The 17,156-nt window shown below is 70.0% G+C and carries 19 protein-coding genes; 11 read left to right on the top strand and 8 right to left on the bottom strand.

What is annotated here, in order from left to right:
• Positions 1-61: 61 nt before the first annotated feature.
• Positions 62-1,039 (bottom strand): pirin family protein, encoded by a 978-nt coding sequence (locus ACIQFU_RS32870; protein ID WP_402556488.1) that lies wholly within the window; start codon positions 1,037-1,039, stop codon positions 62-64.
• Positions 1,040-1,230: 191 nt separating this feature from the next.
• Positions 1,231-1,581, bottom strand: coding sequence for an ArsR/SmtB family transcription factor (locus tag ACIQFU_RS32865; RefSeq protein ID WP_402556486.1), 351 nt, complete (start codon positions 1,579-1,581; stop codon positions 1,231-1,233).
• Between the two features lie 64 nt (positions 1,582-1,645).
• Here ACIQFU_RS32865 and ACIQFU_RS32860 point away from each other — a divergent pair, with 64 nt between their 5' ends.
• Both ACIQFU_RS32860 and ACIQFU_RS32855 read left to right on the top strand, forming a co-directional pair.
• The gene (locus ACIQFU_RS32860; protein ID WP_402556485.1) at positions 1,646-2,818 is read left to right on the top strand and encodes an MFS transporter; all 1,173 of its coding nucleotides are present in this window, start codon (positions 1,646-1,648) and stop codon (positions 2,816-2,818) included.
• On the top strand, positions 2,815-3,819 hold the full coding sequence (locus ACIQFU_RS32855) for an IS481 family transposase (protein ID WP_402556483.1): 1,005 nt from the start codon (positions 2,815-2,817) through the stop codon (positions 3,817-3,819). The genes ACIQFU_RS32860 and ACIQFU_RS32855 overlap by 4 nt, the downstream gene beginning before the upstream one ends.
• Here the strand turns inward: ACIQFU_RS32855 and ACIQFU_RS32850 are convergent.
• Positions 3,816-4,286: an SseB family protein gene (locus tag ACIQFU_RS32850; protein WP_159324998.1), complete on the bottom strand. Its 471-nt coding sequence runs from the start codon at positions 4,284-4,286 to the stop codon at positions 3,816-3,818. The genes ACIQFU_RS32855 and ACIQFU_RS32850 overlap by 4 nt on opposite strands.
• 149 nt (positions 4,287-4,435) lie before the next feature.
• Here ACIQFU_RS32850 and ACIQFU_RS32845 point away from each other — a divergent pair, with 149 nt between their 5' ends.
• From ACIQFU_RS32845 to ACIQFU_RS32830, 4 genes are all read left to right on the top strand, one after another.
• On the top strand, positions 4,436-6,277 hold the full coding sequence (locus ACIQFU_RS32845; RefSeq protein ID WP_402556481.1) for an acyl-CoA dehydrogenase: 1,842 nt from the start codon (positions 4,436-4,438) through the stop codon (positions 6,275-6,277).
• A gap of 130 nt (positions 6,278-6,407) precedes the next feature.
• A complete protein-coding gene (locus ACIQFU_RS32840; RefSeq protein ID WP_402556479.1) occupies positions 6,408-7,706 on the top strand; it encodes a M18 family aminopeptidase in 1,299 nt (432 codons plus the stop codon).
• 114 nt (positions 7,707-7,820) lie between these two features.
• Entirely contained in the window at positions 7,821-8,072 is a 252-nt protein-coding gene (locus tag ACIQFU_RS32835) for a DUF6458 family protein (protein ID WP_402556477.1), read from the top strand.
• A 76-nt stretch (positions 8,073-8,148) separates the two neighbouring features.
• Positions 8,149-8,643: an LURP-one-related/scramblase family protein gene (locus ACIQFU_RS32830; RefSeq protein ID WP_402556476.1), complete on the top strand. Its 495-nt coding sequence runs from the start codon at positions 8,149-8,151 to the stop codon at positions 8,641-8,643.
• 21 nt (positions 8,644-8,664) lie between these two features.
• On the opposite strand, the gene ACIQFU_RS32825 is transcribed toward ACIQFU_RS32830, so the two are convergent.
• A complete protein-coding gene (locus ACIQFU_RS32825) occupies positions 8,665-9,123 on the bottom strand; it encodes a DUF2867 domain-containing protein (protein ID WP_402556475.1) in 459 nt (152 codons plus the stop codon).
• 78 nt (positions 9,124-9,201) lie between these two features.
• Positions 9,202-9,999 (bottom strand): carbon-nitrogen family hydrolase, encoded by a 798-nt coding sequence (locus ACIQFU_RS32820; protein WP_402556474.1) that lies wholly within the window; start codon positions 9,997-9,999, stop codon positions 9,202-9,204.
• A 181-nt stretch (positions 10,000-10,180) separates the two neighbouring features.
• On the opposite strand from ACIQFU_RS32820, the gene ACIQFU_RS32815 reads away from it, so the two are divergent.
• Entirely contained in the window at positions 10,181-11,005 is an 825-nt protein-coding gene (locus ACIQFU_RS32815) for a maleylpyruvate isomerase family mycothiol-dependent enzyme (RefSeq protein ID WP_402556473.1), read from the top strand.
• 155 nt (positions 11,006-11,160) lie between these two features.
• Here ACIQFU_RS32815 and ACIQFU_RS32810 read toward each other — a convergent pair whose 3' ends face one another.
• Entirely contained in the window at positions 11,161-12,501 is a 1,341-nt protein-coding gene (locus tag ACIQFU_RS32810; protein WP_402556471.1) for a nitrate/nitrite transporter, read from the bottom strand.
• The gene (locus tag ACIQFU_RS32805; protein WP_402556470.1) at positions 12,498-13,148 is read right to left on the bottom strand and encodes a GntR family transcriptional regulator; all 651 of its coding nucleotides are present in this window, start codon (positions 13,146-13,148) and stop codon (positions 12,498-12,500) included. Before ACIQFU_RS32805 ends, ACIQFU_RS32810 begins: the two co-directional genes overlap by 4 nt.
• Before the next feature lie 265 nt (positions 13,149-13,413).
• Between ACIQFU_RS32805 and ACIQFU_RS32800 the strand changes: the two genes are divergently transcribed.
• From ACIQFU_RS32800 to ACIQFU_RS32785, 4 genes are all read left to right on the top strand, one after another.
• Positions 13,414-14,346 (top strand): D-alanyl-D-alanine carboxypeptidase family protein, encoded by a 933-nt coding sequence (locus tag ACIQFU_RS32800; RefSeq protein WP_402556468.1) that lies wholly within the window; start codon positions 13,414-13,416, stop codon positions 14,344-14,346.
• Between the two features lie 171 nt (positions 14,347-14,517).
• Positions 14,518-14,865, top strand: coding sequence for a GntR family transcriptional regulator (locus tag ACIQFU_RS32795; protein ID WP_402556467.1), 348 nt, complete (start codon positions 14,518-14,520; stop codon positions 14,863-14,865).
• Positions 14,862-15,848: a DUF1648 domain-containing protein gene (locus ACIQFU_RS32790; RefSeq protein ID WP_402556465.1), complete on the top strand. Its 987-nt coding sequence runs from the start codon at positions 14,862-14,864 to the stop codon at positions 15,846-15,848. The genes ACIQFU_RS32795 and ACIQFU_RS32790 overlap by 4 nt, the downstream gene beginning before the upstream one ends.
• Positions 15,849-15,993: 145 nt before the next feature.
• On the top strand, positions 15,994-16,977 hold the full coding sequence (locus ACIQFU_RS32785; RefSeq protein ID WP_402556463.1) for a BRO family protein: 984 nt from the start codon (positions 15,994-15,996) through the stop codon (positions 16,975-16,977).
• An 80-nt stretch (positions 16,978-17,057) separates the two neighbouring features.
• Here the strand turns inward: ACIQFU_RS32785 and ACIQFU_RS32780 are convergent.
• A partial coding sequence (locus tag ACIQFU_RS32780; RefSeq protein ID WP_402556601.1) for a 2-oxo acid dehydrogenase subunit E2 occupies positions 17,058-17,156 on the bottom strand: 99 nt, incomplete at its 5' end.

Raw genomic sequence — 17,156 nt, 5'->3', positions numbered from 1 at the left:
CCACCCGATCACGGGCCGGGCGGGCTGTCCTGCGCGGACGGCCCGCCCGGGTGACGCCCGGTCAGGCGCCGGGGCCCGCGTCGGACATCCCGTGCACCGCCGGGACGGTCCCGAGGCGCCCCTTCTGGAAGTCCTCGAAGGCCTGCATCAGCTCGTCCTTGGTGTTCATCACGAACGGGCCGTAGTGGGCCATCGGCTCCCGGATCGGCCGCCCGCCGAGCAGCACGACCTCCAGGTCCGGGGTGTGCGAGTCCTGCTTCTCGTCCGCGCGGACGGTCAGCGAGCCGCCCGCGCCGAAGACGGCGGTCTGCCCGAGGTGGACCGGACGCCGCTCCGCGCCCACCGACCCGCGCCCGGCCATGACGTACGCGAGGCCGTTGAACTCCTCCCGCCAGGGCAGCGTGACCTCGGCGCCGGGCGCCAGCGTCGCGTGGACCATCGTGATCGGCGTGTGCGTGATGCCGGGGCCCTCGTGCCCGTCCAGCTCGCCGGCGATGACGCGCATCAGCGCGCCGCCGTCCGGGGAGGTGAGCAGCTGGACGCTGCCGCTGCGGATGTCCTGGTACCTGGGGGCCATCATCTTGTCCTTGGCCGGCAGGTTCACCCACAGCTGCAGCCCGTGGAAGAGACCGCCGGACATGACCAGCTGCTCCGGCGGCGCCTCGATGTGCAGCAGCCCGGAGCCCGCCGTCATCCACTGGGTGTCGCCGTTGGTGATGGTCCCGCCGCCGCCGTTGGAGTCCTGGTGGTCGAAGATCCCGTCGATGATGTAGGTGACGGTCTCGAAGCCGCGGTGCGGGTGCCAGGGGGTGCCCTTGGGCTCTCCGGGCGCGTACTCCACCTCACCCATCTGGTCCATCATGATGAACGGGTCGAGATGGCGGTAGTTGATCCCGGCGAACGCGCGGCGCACCGGGAAGCCCTCGCCCTCGAAACCGCCGGGCGCGGTCGTGACGGTGAGCACCGGACGCGCGACGGCGTCGGCGGGCGCGGATACACGGGGCAGCGTCAACGGGTTCTCGACGGTCACGGCAGGCATGTCGACCTCCTCGGGCGGCGTGCGCCCCACTTTAGTTGAGCATTGAACTTCTTGTCACCCCGAACCACGAAAGCCCGGAGGGCATTCCCTCCGGGCTCGCACTCACGACCGCAGACGACGCCTAGCTGTTGCGGGGCAGGTGGTTATTGACGGTGAAGCGGTGGCTCCCACCTGCCTCCGAGCTACGAGCATCAGGCAGTCTGTCGCGGCGGCTTGACTCCGACCTTCGTTGCTCCGTGCCCTGAGGTGGCCAGCAAACTCTCAAGGAGGCCAGGGAACCGCTCTTCAAGTTCGTCGGCCCGGAGATGTACGTAGCAGCGGGTGCCTTCCTCACGAGTCCGCGTGACTCCCGAGGACCGGAGCACCTTCAGGTGATGGCTGAGAGTGGAGTTCGCGACGGGCGCATCCAACTCACCCCACTGTCGCTCGACACCGTCGGACAGTAGTCGCACCAGACCCAGCCGCAGGGGGTCGGACAGCGCGGCAAGGACGATGGTCAGCGCCACTTCGTCCAGCTCAGGGTGATGTGCATCTTTCGCCACGAGTTCAGTATCGCACTGGACCCACCTTATTCGATGTTCGGCGAACATCGAATAAGGTGGGTCCATGAGACAACACCGACTCCCTGGCTGGCTGATCGGCCTCTTCGTCGCCACGCTCGCGTTGGGCACCGATGAGTTCGTGATCGCCGGCCTCCTACCCGAATTGGCCGCCGACCTACAGATCACCACGGGCGCAACTGGCCAACTGATCACCGTGTTCGCCCTCACGTTCGCGCTCGGTGCGCCGGTGATGGCAGTCGTCTTGGACCCCTATCCACGACGGCGGGTCATCCTGACCGCCTTGGCGGTATTCATGTTCGCCAACCTCGCCGCCGCCATCGCGCCAACATTCAGTAGCTTGATCGCGCTCAGGGCAGTGGCCGGTCTTGCCGCTGCGGTGGTGTCGTCCACCGCGTTCGCGGTCGCGGCGCAGGGCGCTCCGTCCGATCGGCAGGGTCGCTATCTCTCAGTCGTCACCGCGGGTCTGACCGTGGCACTGTTCACCGGAGTGCCTGTCGGGGCATGGATTGGCGGGCTATTCGGGTGGCGGTCGACATTCGTGCTGATCGCGGTCGTAGCGCTCGCCGCCATGATCGTCCTCGCAGCGGGGCTGCCCCAGCTTGAGGGAGCCCCGGCAGCGGGTCTGGTCGAGCGACTCAGCCCACTACGCAACGTGCGCGTGCTGCGGCTCGTCCTTGCCGTGACCCTCTGCGGGGCGGGCGGTCTGATGTTCTACAGCTACCTCTCCGCCCTCCTGGAACGCAGCCAGAGCAACACGCAGGCACTGCCCTGGGTGCTTCTGCTGGTCGGCATCATCGGCGTCCCCTCAGCCTTCCTGGGTGGCCGGCTTGCAGACCAGTACGGCGGGCGACGCAGCCGGCTCATCGTCGTCGGCGGACACGCCCTGGCCCTCGCTCTCGTGGGCAGTCTGCTCGCACTGAGCGCGCCCTTCCCGCTGCTGCTGCTCAGCATCGCCACCTGGTCTGTCTTCGCTTGGGCCCTCAACCCACCCCTGCAGGCCAGCACCATCGAAGCCGCACCCGCCGCGCCCATGACAGCCATCTCGCTCAACATCTCCGGCCTCTACCTCGGCACCGCGGCCGCCGCCGGTGTCGGCGGGATCATCGTCGACGGACCCGGGGCGCTCTGGATCCCGTTCGCCGCGGCCCTCGCGCTGACGCTCGCGTGGATCAGCGCCTCATTCCGAACGCCGCAGCCAGCCGTGGTCACAGCATGACCCACCGCAACGCACCCCTGTCCATCGAAGGACGCCGCCGGCTTATCGAACGCTGCAAGACCCGCCCCATCGCCCACGTCGCAGCAGAGATGGGAATCTCCCGCGCCTGCGCATCGAAGTGGGTCAACCGATGGCGGCACCACGGCGATGCTGGCCTTCACGACCGCCCATCGACTCCCCATCGGAGTCCGCACGCCACGCCCGCGTGGGTCATCGAACACATCGAGACCTGGCGGCGCGAACACAAATGGTCCGCCCAGCGCATCACCGACGAGCTCGCCGACCTCGGGGTCAGGATCAACCGCCGGACAGTCACCCGGCACCTGAGCAGGCTCGGCCTCGGCCGACGCCGGTTCATCGACCCCCGCGGCGACAACAACCGCAAGCCGGGCAAGATCACCGCCCGCTGGCCCGGGCACATGGTGCACCTGGACGTGAAGAAAGTCGGCAGGATCCCCGACGGCGGCGGATGGCGCGTCCATGGTCGTGACAGCGACCAAGCAAAGGCCGCCGACCGCGCCAAGTCAGCCGGCGCACGGCGCGGATACACCTACCTGCACTCGGCCATCGACGGCTTCTCCCGGCTCTCCTATACGGAGCCACTACTCGACGAGAAGGGAGCGACTGCGGCAGCGTTCCTGACCCGCGCCAAGGTTTGGTTCGCTGCCCACGGCATCACCCACATCCACCGCGTCGTCACCGACAACGGTGCGTGCTACCGCTCCGGCGACTTCGCCCGGATCGTTGGCGATCGGTCCCGGCATCAAAAGACAAAGCCCTACACGCCTCGCCACAACGGGAAGGTGGAGCGCTACCAGCGAATCCTGGCCGAAGAGCTGCTCTACGCCCGCGACTTCACCAGCGAGGACGCGCGTTCAGCAGCGATCGCGGTCTGGAACACCCACTACAACTACCACCGACCACACTCAGGCGCGGGCGGTCAGCCACCGGCATCCCGGTTGCGGGAAGGCGTCACGAACGTCCAGCCCTCATACACCTAGCCGTACATGCGGCGCATCGCGAAATCGACCATCTGTTCGACGGCCTTGGCGTCGAACACCATCCGGTGCTCGCCCTCCATGTCCAGGACGAAGCCGTAGCCGGTCGGCAGCAGGTCGATCACCTCCGCGCCGGTGATCACGAAGTACTTCGACTCCTTGCCCGCGTACCTGCGCAGTTCCTTCAGTCCGGTGAACATCGGGATCACCGGCTGCTGGGTGTTGTGCAGCGCGAGGAAGCCGGGGTTGTCGCCGCGCGGGCAGTAGACCTTCGAGGTCGCGAAGACCTGCTGGAAGTCCTCGGCGGACATCTGGCCGGTGGTGAAGGCGCGCACCGCGTCCGCGAGGGAGGGCGGGGACGGCTCGGGGTACAGCGGCGGCTGCTGCCCGTACCCGCCGCCCATCGGCTGCTGCGGGGGCGGGGCGTACTGCTGCTGCTGTTGGCCCGCGGTCTGGTCGTAGCCGTACATGCAGCACAGAGTAACGAGTAACGAGTCACAGATGGGCGGCCCGGGGTTGCTTCTTATTACCGACGGGTAGCATCATCGTAGCTACTAGTTGGTACGTGTACGGATGCGAGGAGCGAGTGCCTCGCCGATCTCTCAACGGAGCCGTCGCCATGGGGCACTACAAGCCGAATCTCCGGGACATCGAGTTCAACCTCTTCGAGGTGCTCGGCCGTGACAAGGTGTACGGCACGGGCCCGTTCGCTGAGATGGACACGGACACCGCCAAGAGCGTGCTGGAGGAGCTGACCCGCCTCTCCGAGAACGAGCTGGCCGAGTCCTTCGCCGACGCCGACCGCAACCCGCCGGTCTTCGACCCCGAGACCAACACCGCGCCGGTCCCGGCGTCCTTCAAGAAGAGCTACCAGGCCTTCATGGACTCCGAGTACTGGCGCCTCGGCCTGCCCGAGGAGATCGGCGGCACCACCTCCCCGCGCTCCCTGATCTGGGCGTACGCGGAGCTGATCCTCGGCGCCAACCCGGCCGTGTGGATGTACTCCTCGGGCCCGGCGTTCGCCGGCATCCTCTTCGAGGAGGGCAACGAGGTCCAGAAGCACATCGCCTCGATCGCCGTCGAGAAGCAGTGGGGCTCCACCATGGTGCTCACCGAGCCGGACGCCGGTTCGGACGTCGGCGCCGGCCGCACCAAGGCCGTCGAGCAGGCCGACGGCTCCTGGCACATCGAGGGCGTGAAGCGCTTCATCACGTCCGGCGAGCACGACATGTCGGAGAACATCCTCCACTACGTCCTCGCCCGCCCCGAGGGCGCGGGACCCGGCACCAAGGGCCTGTCCCTCTTCCTCGTCCCGAAGTACGAGTTCGACTTCGAGACCGGCGAGCTGGGCGAGCGCAACGGCGTCTACGCCACCAACGTCGAGCACAAGATGGGCCTGAAGGCCTCCAACACCTGCGAGATGACCTTCGGCGACCGCCACCCCGCCAAGGGCTGGCTGATCGGCGACAAGCACGACGGCATCCGCCAGATGTTCCGCATCATCGAGTTCGCCCGCATGATGGTCGGCACGAAGGCGATCTCGACCCTCTCCACGGGCTACCTCAACGCCCTGGAGTACGCCAAGGAGCGCGTCCAGGGCCCCGACCTGGCCGACTTCATGGACAAGTCGGCCCCCAAGGTCACCATCACGCACCACCCGGACGTGCGCCGCTCCCTGATGACGCAGAAGGCGTACGCGGAGGGCATGCGCGCCCTCGTCATGTACACCGCCTCCGTGCAGGACGAGATCCAGGTCAAGGAGGCGAACGGCGAGGACGCCTCGACCGAGCACGCCCTCAACGACCTGCTCCTGCCGATCGTCAAGGGCTACGGCTCGGAGAAGGCCTACGAGCAGCTCGCGCAGTCCCTGCAGACCTTCGGCGGCTCCGGGTTCCTCCAGGAGTACCCGATCGAGCAGTACATCCGCGACGCCAAGATCGACACCCTCTACGAGGGCACCACGGCGATCCAGGGCCAGGACTTCTTCTTCCGGAAGATCGTCCGCAACCAGGGCGCCGCGCTGAACTCGCTCGCCGAGGACATCAAGAAGTTCCTGGCGCTCGCCACCGGCGGCGAGGAGCTGTCCGGCGCCCGCGAGCACCTGGCCAAGGCGGCCGTCGAGCTGGAGGCCATCGTCGGCCTGATGCTCACCGACCTCGCGGCCACCGAGCAGGACGTCAAGAACATCTACAAGGTGGGCCTCAACACCACCCGCCTGCTCCAGGCCTCCGGCGACGTGATCGTCGGCTACCTGCTCCTCAAAGGCGCGGCCATCGCCGCCGAGAAGCTGCCGACCGCCTCCGCCAAGGCTGTGTCGTCCAAGGACGTGGCCTTCTACACCGGCAAGATCGCCGCCGCGAAGTTCTTCGCCGCGAACGTCCTGCCCGGCGTCACCCTGGCCCGCAAGGTCGCCCAGGGCGTCGAGCTGGACCTGATGGAGCTGGACGAGGCGGCGTTCTAGGACTTCCGGGACGGGGACCGCGGCGCCTTCCAGGACAGGACCGGCGCCTCGGCCCATTCCGCACACCCCGCACGAGGGCCCGCTCCCGCCAGACGGGAAGCGGGTCCTCGTACGTCGTTAAGGTGAACCCATGAGCGCACCCTCCCGCTTCGACCGCGGCCACACCGACGACCTGATGACCTTCCTGTCGGCGAGCCCGACGCCGTACCACGCCGTGGCGACCGCCGCCGAGCGGCTGGAGAAGGCCGGCTTCCGCCAGGTCGCGGAGACCGACGCCTGGGAGGCGACGAGCGGCGGCAAGTACGTGCTGCGCGGCGGTGCGATCGTCGCCTGGTACGTCCCGGAGGGCGCCGCCGCCCACACCCCCTTCCGTATCATCGGCGCCCACACCGACTCCCCCAACCTGCGCGTCAAGCCCCGCCCGGACACCGGGGCGCACGGCTGGCGCCAGGTCGCCGTGGAGATCTACGGCGGCCCGCTGATGAACTCCTGGCTCGACCGCGACCTGGGCCTGGCCGGCCGTCTCTCGCTGCGCGACGGCTCGACGCGCCTGGTCGACGTCCACCGTCCGCTGCTGCGCGTCCCGCAACTCGCCATCCACATGGACCGCAACGTCTCCGCGGACGGCCTCAAGCTCGACAAGCAGCGCCACCTCCAGCCCGTCTGGGGCCTGGGCGACACCGTGCGCGACGGCGACCTGATCGCCTTCCTGGAGGAGGAAGCCGGCGTTCCCCGCGGCGAGGTCACCGGCTGGGACCTGATGACGCACCCCGTGGAGCCCCCGGCGTACCTGGGCCGCGACAAGGAGCTGCTGGCGGGCCCGCGGATGGACAACCTCCTGTCCGTGCACGCCGCGACGGCCGCCCTGGCCGCGGTCGCGACCTCCGGTGCCGACCTGCCGTACATCCCCGTCCTCGCCGCCTTCGACCACGAGGAGACCGGCTCCCAGTCGGACACGGGCGCCGACGGACCGCTGCTCGGCAGCGTGCTGGAGCGCTCGGTGTTCACGCGCGGCGGTTCCTACGAGGACCGGGCACGCGCCTTCGCCGGCACGGTCTGTCTGTCCTCCGACACGGGCCACGCCGTCCACCCCAACTACGCCGAGCGCCACGACCCGACGCACCACCCGCGCGTCAACGGCGGCCCGATCCTCAAGGTCAACGTCAACAACCGCTACGCCACCGACGGTTCGGGACGCGCGGTGTTCGCCGCCGCCTGCGAGAAGGCGGACATCCCCTTCCAGACCTTCGTCTCCAACAACTCCATGCCGTGCGGCACGACCATCGGCCCCATCACCGCGGCCCGGCACGGCATCAGCACCGTCGACATCGGCGTGGCCATCCTCTCGATGCACAGCGCCCGGGAGTTGTGCGGCGCCGACGACCCGCACCTGCTGACCAACGCGCTGGTGGCGTTCCTCCAGCCGTAGACCGGACCGCGGAACACCGCCCCACGGCATGAGGGTTGAGGCCCGGGGTACCCGCACGGAACCGGATCGGCCGGAAAGCCGGAACCGACCGGATCTGACAGGGAGGCAACACTCATGGGCCTCGGCGGGTGCATCATCCTCATCGCCGTGGGAGCCATCCTCACGTTCGCGACCGACTGGGACATGCAGGGCGTCAACCTCGACCTGGTCGGTGTGATCTTCATGGTCGTCGGTCTGATCGGCGTCGCGACCTTCAGCAGCATCGCCCGGCGGCGCCGCGTCGTGATGCCGCCGACGACACCGGTCGTCGAGGAACGGCCCCACCACCACACGGAGGACGGCTACCAGAACGGCTACGGCTCCTGAGCCGGCCCGGCCCGGCACTCAGCCTGTCGGCCTACCGGCCGCGTTCCGCGGCGCCCGGCGGGGAAGCGTTGAGAGCATGAGATTCCTCGTGTACGACCGGCTCCTCGGTATCGGTGACGACTACTGGATCGAGGACGACAACGGCAACAAGGTCTTCCTCGTCGACGGCAAGGCGCTGCGGCTGCGGGACACCTGGGAGCTGAAGGACGCCCAGGGGCGCGTCCTCATCGACATCCACCAGAAGATGTTCGCCCTGCGCGACACCATGGTGATCGAGCGGGACGGCGAGCCCCTGGCACGCCTCAAGCGGAAACGCCTCTCCCTGCTGCGCAACCACTACCGCGTCACCCTGGCCGACGGCACCGAGCTGGACGTCAGCGGCAAGATCCTCGACCGGGAGTTCGCCATCGAGTACGACGGCGAACTCCTGGCCGTCGTCTCCCGGCGGTGGCTGACCCTACGGGACACCTACGGCGTGGACGTCGTACGCGACGACGCGGACCCGGCGCTGCTGATCGCCCTCACGGTGTGCGTGATCCACCTGGCGGAGAAGGAGCGGGAGGACGACTGAGGACCGGCGGCCCGCGGCGCCTCACACCGCGCGGCGGGCGGCACGGCCGAGGAGCAGGGGCACGACCAGGTGGTGCACCGGTGCGGCCAGGGACCACAGCGCCCGGCCGGACCCGCGCTCGAAGTCGACGTACGTCGCCCACACCAGCCGCGTCCCGTCGACGGTCACGACGTTGCGCGCGGTCAGCGACGGAGCGCGGGCCTCCACGGCGATCCGGCCGCGCCCGGATTCCACGGTGCGCCAGCCCATCACGTGCCGCGCCGAGGACCGCGGTCCCAGGCGCAGGCCCAGCACGAGCGTCCAGCCGGCCCGGAGCAGTTCGCGCAGCAGCGCCGGGGTGTCCTCGAAGGTCGAGCGGGCCCACTCCTCGGCCGTCCGGCGGGGCAGCCCGGCGACCGGGAGCGCGAAGGCCGAGGCGAAGTGGGCGCCGTCCGACGGGATCCGGACGCGGCGGACGACGGGGGTACCTGGCGATGTCATGCGCGGGAGTGTAGGAGGCGCGGCGGGACGTCCGCGCAGCTCGGTGCCGCCGCGCCCTGCCGCCCGCCCGAACCTCCGCTACCGTCGCGGCGGTTCCAGACCCAGCACCCGGTCCTTGAGCGCCGGGAACTGTTCCCGGGTCCGCGCCACCTTCGCCGGGTCCAACTCCACCGTGAGGACCTCCTCGTCCGCGCCGGCCTGCGCGAGCACCTCGCCCCAGGGATCCACCACGATCGAGTGACCCGCCTGCGGAACTCCGGCGTGTGTCCCGGCCGTTCCGCAGGCGAGGACGAACGCCTGGTTCTCCACCGCCCGCGCCTGGGCCAGGAGCGTCCAGTGGGACCGTCGGCGCTCCGGCCAGCCCGCCGGCACGACGAGGATCTCGGCGCCTTCGTCGACGAGGGAGCGGAAGAGTTCGGGGAAGCGGAGGTCGTAGCAGGTGGCCACGCCGAGGGTGGTGGTGTCCGCCAGCCGGACCGTCACCGGCTCGCGCCCCGCGCCCATCAGCACGGCCTCGCCCTTGTCGAAGCCGAAGCGGTGGATCTTGCGGTACGAGGCGGCCAGGTCGCCCGAGGGGGAGAAGACGAGAGAGGTGTTGTACAGCAGTCCGTCCGGGGCGCGTTCGGGGACCGATCCCGCGTGCAGCCACACGCCCGCGTCGCTCGCCGCCTTCGCCATCGCCTCGTACGTCGGGCCCCGCAAGGGCTCGGCCGCCGCGTCGAACGCGTCGAAGGCGAACGCGCCCGTGGTCCACAGCTCCGGCAGCACGACGAGATCGGCGCCCGCCTGCTCCCGTACCAGAGCCGTCGCCCGCACGCGACGCGCTTCGACCGTTTCGTCCTCGTTCACGGCGATTTGGATCAAAGAGGCGCGCACACTACCACCGTCCTGGCATTCGAGCCGTCCACACGGGCCTACGATCGTCACACGAAAGCACTGCCGGGGTGCCGCACAGCAGCGTAACTTAGCCTCCCAAGACGCCCGCCGACTGCCGCCGCCGCCACTGGCACCGCTGCCGCCAACCGCCCGTGTACCGACCGCCGAGGGGTCCCGTTCCGTGAGTCTGCATCCCACCCTCCAGCCCTACGCCGACGCCTGGACTCACTCCATCGAGGCGATATCCGAGCTGGTCCAGCCGCTTGTGGAGGCAGAGTGGAACCGCCGGACGCCCTGCCCGGGCTGGTCGGTGCGCGACATCGTCTCGCACGTCCTGGGCCTGGACTCCGAGATGCTCGGCGACCCGCGCCCCATCCACACCCTCCCGCGCGACCTCTACCACGTCACCAACGACCACCAGCGCTACATGGAGATGCAGGTCGACGTCCGCCGCCACCACACGGCACCGGAGATGACGTCCGAGCTGGAGTACATGATCATCCGGCGCAACCGCCAGCTGCGGAACGAGTCGCGGGAGCCCGGCACCAAGGTGCGGGGCCCGCTCGGCACCGAGCTGACCCTGCAGGAGGCGATGCGCCGGCACGCCTTCGACGTGTGGGCCCACGAACAGGACCTGCGCACCGCACTCGGCCGTCCCGGCAACCTCGACTCCCCCGGCGCGCACGTCGCGCGTGACGTGCTGCTCGGCGAGCTGCCCGCCGTCGTCGCCGACCGGGCGGACGCGCCGCGCAGCTCGGCCGTCGTCTTCGACGTCCACGGCCCCGTCGAGTTCCTGCGCACCATCCGCGTCGACATCCAGGGCCGCGGCACCCTCGAATCGTCCCCGGCCCTGGGCCCCGCCGCCACCCTCACCCTCGACTGGGAGACGTACTTCCGCCTGGCCTGCGGCCGTGTCACCCCGGAGTCGGCGACGGACCGCATCAAGACGGAGGGCGACCCGGACCTGACGGCGGCGATCCTGCGCAACTTCACGGTGACGCAGTAACCCCAGCTGCGGGCAGTCGTGCCTCCCCCAGAGGGGGTGCCCCCATAGCGGCACGGGTGGGCGGTGGGGGCACGTCCCGCTCGAGCGAAGCCGAGAGTGGGGGAGGCACCCCGCAACGCCGGGCTGCGCACCCGCCCCGCCCGCACGCCGGGTGCCTACACGGGCACGTGCACCGTCTCCACCCGACTGGCCACCAACCGCTCCCGCTCCCGCAGCGCGGCCCGCTTCCGCAACCGCAGAATCTGCGTCACGCCCAGCGCCTGCAACACGAACACCGACGAGAACGCCACCCCGTAGTCGTCCCCCGTCGCGTCCAGCAGCACCCCCACCGCGAACAAGGTCGTCATCGACGCCACGAAACCCCCCATGTTCGTGATCCCGGACGCCGTCCCCTGCCGTTCCGGCGGATTCGCCGGCCGCGCGAAGTCGAAGCCGATCATCGACGCCGGCCCGCACGCCCCCAGCACCGTGCACAGCACCACGAGCAGCCACATCGGCGCGTGCTCGGCCGGGTAGGCCAGCGTCGTGGCCCACAGGGCGGCCGTACCGCCCACCGTACCGAGCGCCAGCGGCAGCCGCGCCGCGTGGTGCCGGGCGATGACCTGGCCGTAGACCAGGCCGACCGCCATGTTGGACAGCACGACGAGGGTCAGCAGTGTGCCGGCCGTGGCCCGGGACAGCCCCTGCGCCTCGACCAGGAACGGCATCCCCCACAGCAGCAGGAACACCATCGCCGGGAACTGGGTGGTGAAGTGCACCCACAGCCCCAGCCGCGTCCCCGGCTCGCGCCAGGACGTCGCGATCTGCCGCCGTACGTACGCGGCCCCCTGGTGCGGCAGCGGTTCCGGCTCGTGGCCTTCGGGGTGGTCCTTGAGGAAGAGCAGCAGCAGAACGAAGACGACGACACCCGCCAGCGCGCTGCCCGCGAACGCCGCCGTCCAGCCGATGCCGTGCAGCAGCCGGGCCAGGACCAGGGTGGAGACGAGGTTCCCCGCCATGCCGGCCAGACCGGCCAGCTGGGCGACCATCGGCCCCCGGCGGGCCGGGAACCACCGGGTGCCCAGCCGCAGCACGCTGATGAACGTCATCGCGTCCCCGCAGCCCAGCAGCGCGCGCGAGGCCAGCGCCATGCCGTACGACGGGGAGAAGGCGAAGCCCAGCTGTCCGGCCGTGAAGAGGACGACGCCGATCCCCAGCACCCTCTTCGTGCCGAGCCGGTCGACCAGCAGGCCGACGGGTATCTGCATACCGGCGTAGACCAGCAGCTGGAGGATGGAGAAGGTGGACAGCGCGGAGGCGTTGACGTGGAAGCGGTCGGCGGCGTCGAGACCGGCGACCCCCAGGGACGTACGGAAGATGACGGCGACGAAGTAGACGGACACGCCGATGCCCCACACGGCGATCGCACGCCGGCCGCTGGGGGTCCCCCCAGGCCGTTCAGGCACTGGGGGAGGATCGCCGGGCAGGGCGCCACCGCCGGGTTCGGCCGTGCTCATCGGACCTCCCCCCGGGCCAGGTGCGAGAACCACCCCACGTGCCGGCGCACCACGCCGACGGCCGCGTCCGCGTCCCCGGAGCGCAGCGCGTCGAGGATCTCCTCGTGCTCGGCGAGGGTGTGGGCGATCCGGTCGGGGTGGGAGTGCATGACGGCGACGCCCATCCGCAGCTGGCGGTCGCGGAGCTGGTCGTAGAGGCGGGAGAGGATCTCGTTGCCGCCGCTGCGGACGATCTCGGCGTGGAAGCAGCGGTCGGTGACGGAGGCGGCGGCGAAGTCGCCGGCGGCGGCCTGCTCCTTCTGCCGGGCGAGCAGTTCCTCCAGCCGCTCGACCAGCCCGGGCGGAGCGGGTACGGCCTTCCTGGCCGCGTGCTCCTCGACCAGCAGCCGGGTCTCCACCACGTCCGCGATCTCCTGCGCGGAGACGGACAGGACCAGGGCGCCCTTCTTGGGATAGAGCCGGATCAGCCCCTCGACCTCCAGCCGCAGCAGCGCCTCGCGCACCGGGGTGCGGGAGACCCCGACGGCCTCGGCCAGCTCCCCCTCGGTGAGCAGCGTCCCGCCCTCGTAACGGCGCTCCAGGACGCCCTGCTTGACGTGGGTGTAGACGCGGTCCGCCGCGGGGGGTTGCTTCACAGCCGTGGTCATGCCGACAGGATAGATACAACAGGGACACAAGAGGAATCCGTCCCACAATCCGGACGCCCGCCCATCCCGCCCATCCCGCTCACCCCGCTCACCCCGCTCACCCCGCTCACCCCGCTCACCCGCCAGGGGGAACCCGGCGCCTCCCCGCCCTCCACCGCACAACCATTGACCCCCTTCGGGTGTCGCAATGACGCGGCCACAGCTCCACCGACCACAACTCGGCCGCGTTCCAGGTGACTTCACCACAATCGGGGTAATCAACTCAATGAACACTATTTCGGCCAGCCGTCTGCACAGGGCCCTCGCCGCCGCCCTGACCGGCGGCGCCGTCCTCGCCACCGGAGCCCTCGCCACGGCACCCGCACAGGCCGCCGCGCACGGGCGCGCCCCCGCTGCCGCCCTGCGGGCGCCCGCCCCACCCTCGATCGCCGCCAAGGGTGGCTTCGTGATGAACGACGCGACCGGCAAGTCGCTCTACACCAAGGCCGCCGACACCAAGCGGTCCACCGGCTCCACGACCAAGATCATGACCGCGAAGGTCGTACTCGCGCAGCCGAAGCTGAACCTGGACACCAAGGTCACGATCCAGATGGCATACAGCGACTACATCGTGTCCAAGAACGCCTCCTCCGCCCGCCTGATCGTCGGCGACAAGGTGACGGTCCGCCAGCTGCTGTACGGGCTGATGCTGCCGTCCGGCTGCGACGCCGCGTACGCGCTGGCCGACAAGTTCGGCTCGGGCAAGACACGGGCGGCGCGCGTGAAGTCGTTCATCGGCAAGATGAACGCGACCGCCAAGAGTCTCGGCATGAAGAACACGCACTTCGACTCGTTCGACGGCATCGGCAACGGCAAGAACTACTCCACGCCGCGCGACCTCACGAAACTCGCGAGCAGTGCGATGAAGAACTCCACCTTCCGCACCGTCGTCAAGACCAAGAAGTACACGGCGAAGACGACGACCAAGAAGGGCGGCACCCGCACGATGGCGCCCTGGACCAACACGAACACGCTGCTGGGCAGTTACAGCGGCGCGATCGGCGTGAAGACCGGGTCCGGTCCGGAGGCCAAGTACTGCCTGGTCTTCGCCGCGACCCGGAAGGGCAGGACCGTCATCGGCACGGTGCTGGCGTCCTCGTCGTCGACACAGCGCGCCAAGGACGCCACGCGGCTCATGGACTACGCCTTCACGAAGTAGCCCTGACGTCCCACCACTCGCACGGCGCCCGCACCCGCCAAGCATTCCACCACCGCTCCACCACCGCTCCACCACCGAGAAGGGCCCGTCGCCGACGCGACGGGCCCTTCTCGCCCCCCATCCCCCTTCCCCTGTACCGATGAAGCACATGGTGATAGTCTCATTAGCACCATGCTGCTGAGTCTGGACAAGACCGACACCCGCCCCCTGCACGAACAGGTGGCCGGCGCCGTCCGGCGCGCCATCGCCGAGGGGGAGTGCGCTCCCGGGGACCGCCTGCCCTCGGCCCGCGACCTCTCCGAGGCCCTGGACGTCAACGTCAACACCGTGCTGCGCGCCCTGCGCGGCCTGCGGGACGAGGGCCTGCTGGAGTTCCGCAGGGGCCGGGGAGTCACGGTGGCCGAGGGCGCCCGACCGCACTCCGAGTTGCAGATCCGCGCCCGGGAACTGCTCGCCGAGGCGGCTCGGCTGGGCTACAGCAGGACCGATCTCATCGACATGATCAGGGGGATGCCATGAGGAACGCGACAGCGGCGGGACGTACGACGGCGGCGGTCTGGACGATCGGGGTCACGGCCGTGCTCGCCGGGATGCCGCTCTGGGCCCGGGATCGGCTCCCCGACCGGCTGGCGACCCACTGGGGCCTGAACGGCGAAGCCCCCGACGGCTCGATGCCCCTGTGGGCGGTGTCCCTCGTGCCCGCGCTGATCTGGCTGGTGACGGCGGCCGCGGTCACCGTCCCGCTGATGCGGGCCGGCCCGGCGGCCCGGCCGTGGACCACCGCGGTCCTGCTCCCCATGGGCATCGTCCTCACCGGCGCGCAGGCCGCGGTCATCCGCTCCAACCTGGACCGCTCGGACTGGCACGAGGCCCGCCAGCCCACCGTCTGGGTCGTCGCGATCCTCGTCGCGGCCGTACTCGCCGGAGCGGGCGGATGGCTGCTCATGACCCGGCGCGGCGCCTCGGCCGACCACACGACGCCGGACGACGGCGCCCCCGCGCTGGACATCCCGAAGGGCAGGCGGCTGGTCTGGTTCTCCCGGACCGCCAACCTCTGGCTCCAACTGCTCGCGGCCGCGACCGGCCTGGTGGCCGTGGGCGCGCTCGTCGCCCTGGTCGGCGGCCTGGCCGCCCCGCGCGGCCTGTGGCCACTGTTCGCCGGCTGCGCCGTCGCGTCCCTCGCCTGCGCCGTGTTCTCCTCGGTCCAGGCCCGCGTCTCGGAGCGCGGCCTGGAGGTGTCCTTCGGCCCCTTCGGCTGGCCCGGACGCCGCTGGGCACCCGACGACATCGACACGGCGCGGATGGAGGTCCGCCGGCCCGCGCAGGTCGGCGGCTGGGGCTACCGCCTCAGCGGCCTCGGCACCACGGTGATGCTCCGCGCCGGCGAGTGCCTCGTCGTGCGCCCCCGGGGCCGCCGAAGCGACTTCGCGATCAGCATCGACGACGCCGAACGCGGCGCGGCGCTCCTCAACGCACTGCGCACGGACCGGACCCGGGGCTGAGCACGGCGGCCTCGGGGCCGTCATACACAAACTCGTCGGACGCCGCAGGACTTTGAATCACCTTCGCTCGCAGTCGTGAACATCCGCGGGCTGGCTGGCATATGCCCATGCCTCCGCCCTACGTTCCGCGACGGAGGTGGTTCACATGAACGAACCCAGCAAGCGACAGAACCCCGGCGCGCGACACGAGGCGATCGACGCCGGCGACTTCGTGTACGCGGCCACCGGCGCCCGGGTGCGGCGGCTGACCATGCCGGACGGAAGCCACTGGTTCCCGGCGGTGGACGTGTGCAAGGAGTTGGGATACACCACGACCCGAAAGGCGCTTCTCGATCACGTCCCGGAGGAACATCGAGACAATCTCGAGACTGTGACTGGAAGTCACAGTCTCAGCGTTCCCGCAGGTAGGAACTGGCGACGAGACTTGCAACTCATCGATCTCCAGGGCCTCATCCTCCTCGTCAACGCCTGCACCAAACCGGCCTGCGCCCCCTTCAAGCAGTGGGTCGCCGAAGTCATCGAGAGCGTGCAGCGCGAGGGTTCGTACTCTCTGGACGAGGCGGAAGTGCAGCCGGTCGAACCCGGTGCCCCCATCGCCTACGCCATGCCGGACCAGGTCGCCGACGCCATCGTCCGACTGGAGGCGCACAACCTGAAGCTGGACGAGGAGCTGGCGGCAGGCCAACGCACGTCGATCGCGTTGCAGAAGGAGATGCTGTCCACGCAGCAGGCCACCCTCGCCACCCAACAGGCCACCCTCGCCGTGCAACAGGCCATGGTGCACGCCTTGGAGCGCATCGCGGACCGGTTCGACACCCTCGTCCTCCACCAGGGTGTGCCCCGCGGCCACCTCCACCTGGCTCCGGTACCGACCACGGAGGCCGTACTGGCCGGCTGGCGGCAGCGGTTGTCCGTGACGGAGGACGTGTGGACGGTCGCCCTGGTCATCGCACCGGTGCTCGTCGAGAAGGGCGAGCTGCGGGAGCCGTTGGAGTCGATCGCCGCCCGCACGGGGCTCTCCGTACGGCGGGTCAACGAATGCCTGCGACTGCTGCGCACCCACGCCTGCATCCGCTCGCGGGGCGGGGCCGAGGACGGGGCTCCGGTGTACGTGCTGCACCAGGTCTGAGCCCGACCAGACAACAAGAGGGGCGTCGCAACTCCAACTTGCGGCGCCCCTCCGTCATGAACCTACTCGGTCCACAGCTCTCATGCCCAGCTGATCAACCGCTTGGGCTGTTCCAGGACCGCCGCCACGTCGGCGAGGACCTTGGAGCCGAGCTCGCCGTCGACCAGGCGGTGGTCGAA

Origin of the sequence: Streptomyces sp. NPDC093065 (assembly GCF_044754585.1) — a bacterium.
In the GTDB taxonomy this organism is placed as follows: Bacteria; Actinomycetota; Actinomycetes; order Streptomycetales; family Streptomycetaceae; genus Streptomyces.
Note: the sequence above shows the minus strand (reverse complement) of the source record. Positions and strands in the feature narration are given on the sequence as shown.

Coding starts and splice junctions, on each gene's coding strand:
- ACIQFU_RS32870 (WP_402556488.1), bottom strand. CDS start 1,039: ATGCCTGCCGTGACCGTCGAGAACCCGTTGACGCTGCCCCGTGTATCC.
- ACIQFU_RS32860 (WP_402556485.1), top strand. CDS start 1,646: ATGAGACAACACCGACTCCCTGGCTGGCTGATCGGCCTCTTCGTCGCC.
- ACIQFU_RS32855 (WP_402556483.1), top strand. CDS start 2,815: ATGACCCACCGCAACGCACCCCTGTCCATCGAAGGACGCCGCCGGCTT.
- ACIQFU_RS32850 (WP_159324998.1), bottom strand. CDS start 4,286: ATGTACGGCTACGACCAGACCGCGGGCCAACAGCAGCAGCAGTACGCC.
- ACIQFU_RS32845 (WP_402556481.1), top strand. CDS start 4,436: ATGGGGCACTACAAGCCGAATCTCCGGGACATCGAGTTCAACCTCTTC.
- ACIQFU_RS32840 (WP_402556479.1), top strand. CDS start 6,408: ATGAGCGCACCCTCCCGCTTCGACCGCGGCCACACCGACGACCTGATG.
- ACIQFU_RS32835 (WP_402556477.1), top strand. CDS start 7,821: ATGGGCCTCGGCGGGTGCATCATCCTCATCGCCGTGGGAGCCATCCTC.
- ACIQFU_RS32830 (WP_402556476.1), top strand. CDS start 8,149: ATGAGATTCCTCGTGTACGACCGGCTCCTCGGTATCGGTGACGACTAC.
- ACIQFU_RS32825 (WP_402556475.1), bottom strand. CDS start 9,123: ATGACATCGCCAGGTACCCCCGTCGTCCGCCGCGTCCGGATCCCGTCG.
- ACIQFU_RS32810 (WP_402556471.1), bottom strand. CDS start 12,501: ATGAGCACGGCCGAACCCGGCGGTGGCGCCCTGCCCGGCGATCCTCCC.
- ACIQFU_RS32805 (WP_402556470.1), bottom strand. CDS start 13,148: ATGACCACGGCTGTGAAGCAACCCCCCGCGGCGGACCGCGTCTACACC.
- ACIQFU_RS32800 (WP_402556468.1), top strand. CDS start 13,414: ATGAACACTATTTCGGCCAGCCGTCTGCACAGGGCCCTCGCCGCCGCC.
- ACIQFU_RS32795 (WP_402556467.1), top strand. CDS start 14,518: ATGCTGCTGAGTCTGGACAAGACCGACACCCGCCCCCTGCACGAACAG.
- ACIQFU_RS32790 (WP_402556465.1), top strand. CDS start 14,862: ATGAGGAACGCGACAGCGGCGGGACGTACGACGGCGGCGGTCTGGACG.
- ACIQFU_RS32785 (WP_402556463.1), top strand. CDS start 15,994: ATGAACGAACCCAGCAAGCGACAGAACCCCGGCGCGCGACACGAGGCG.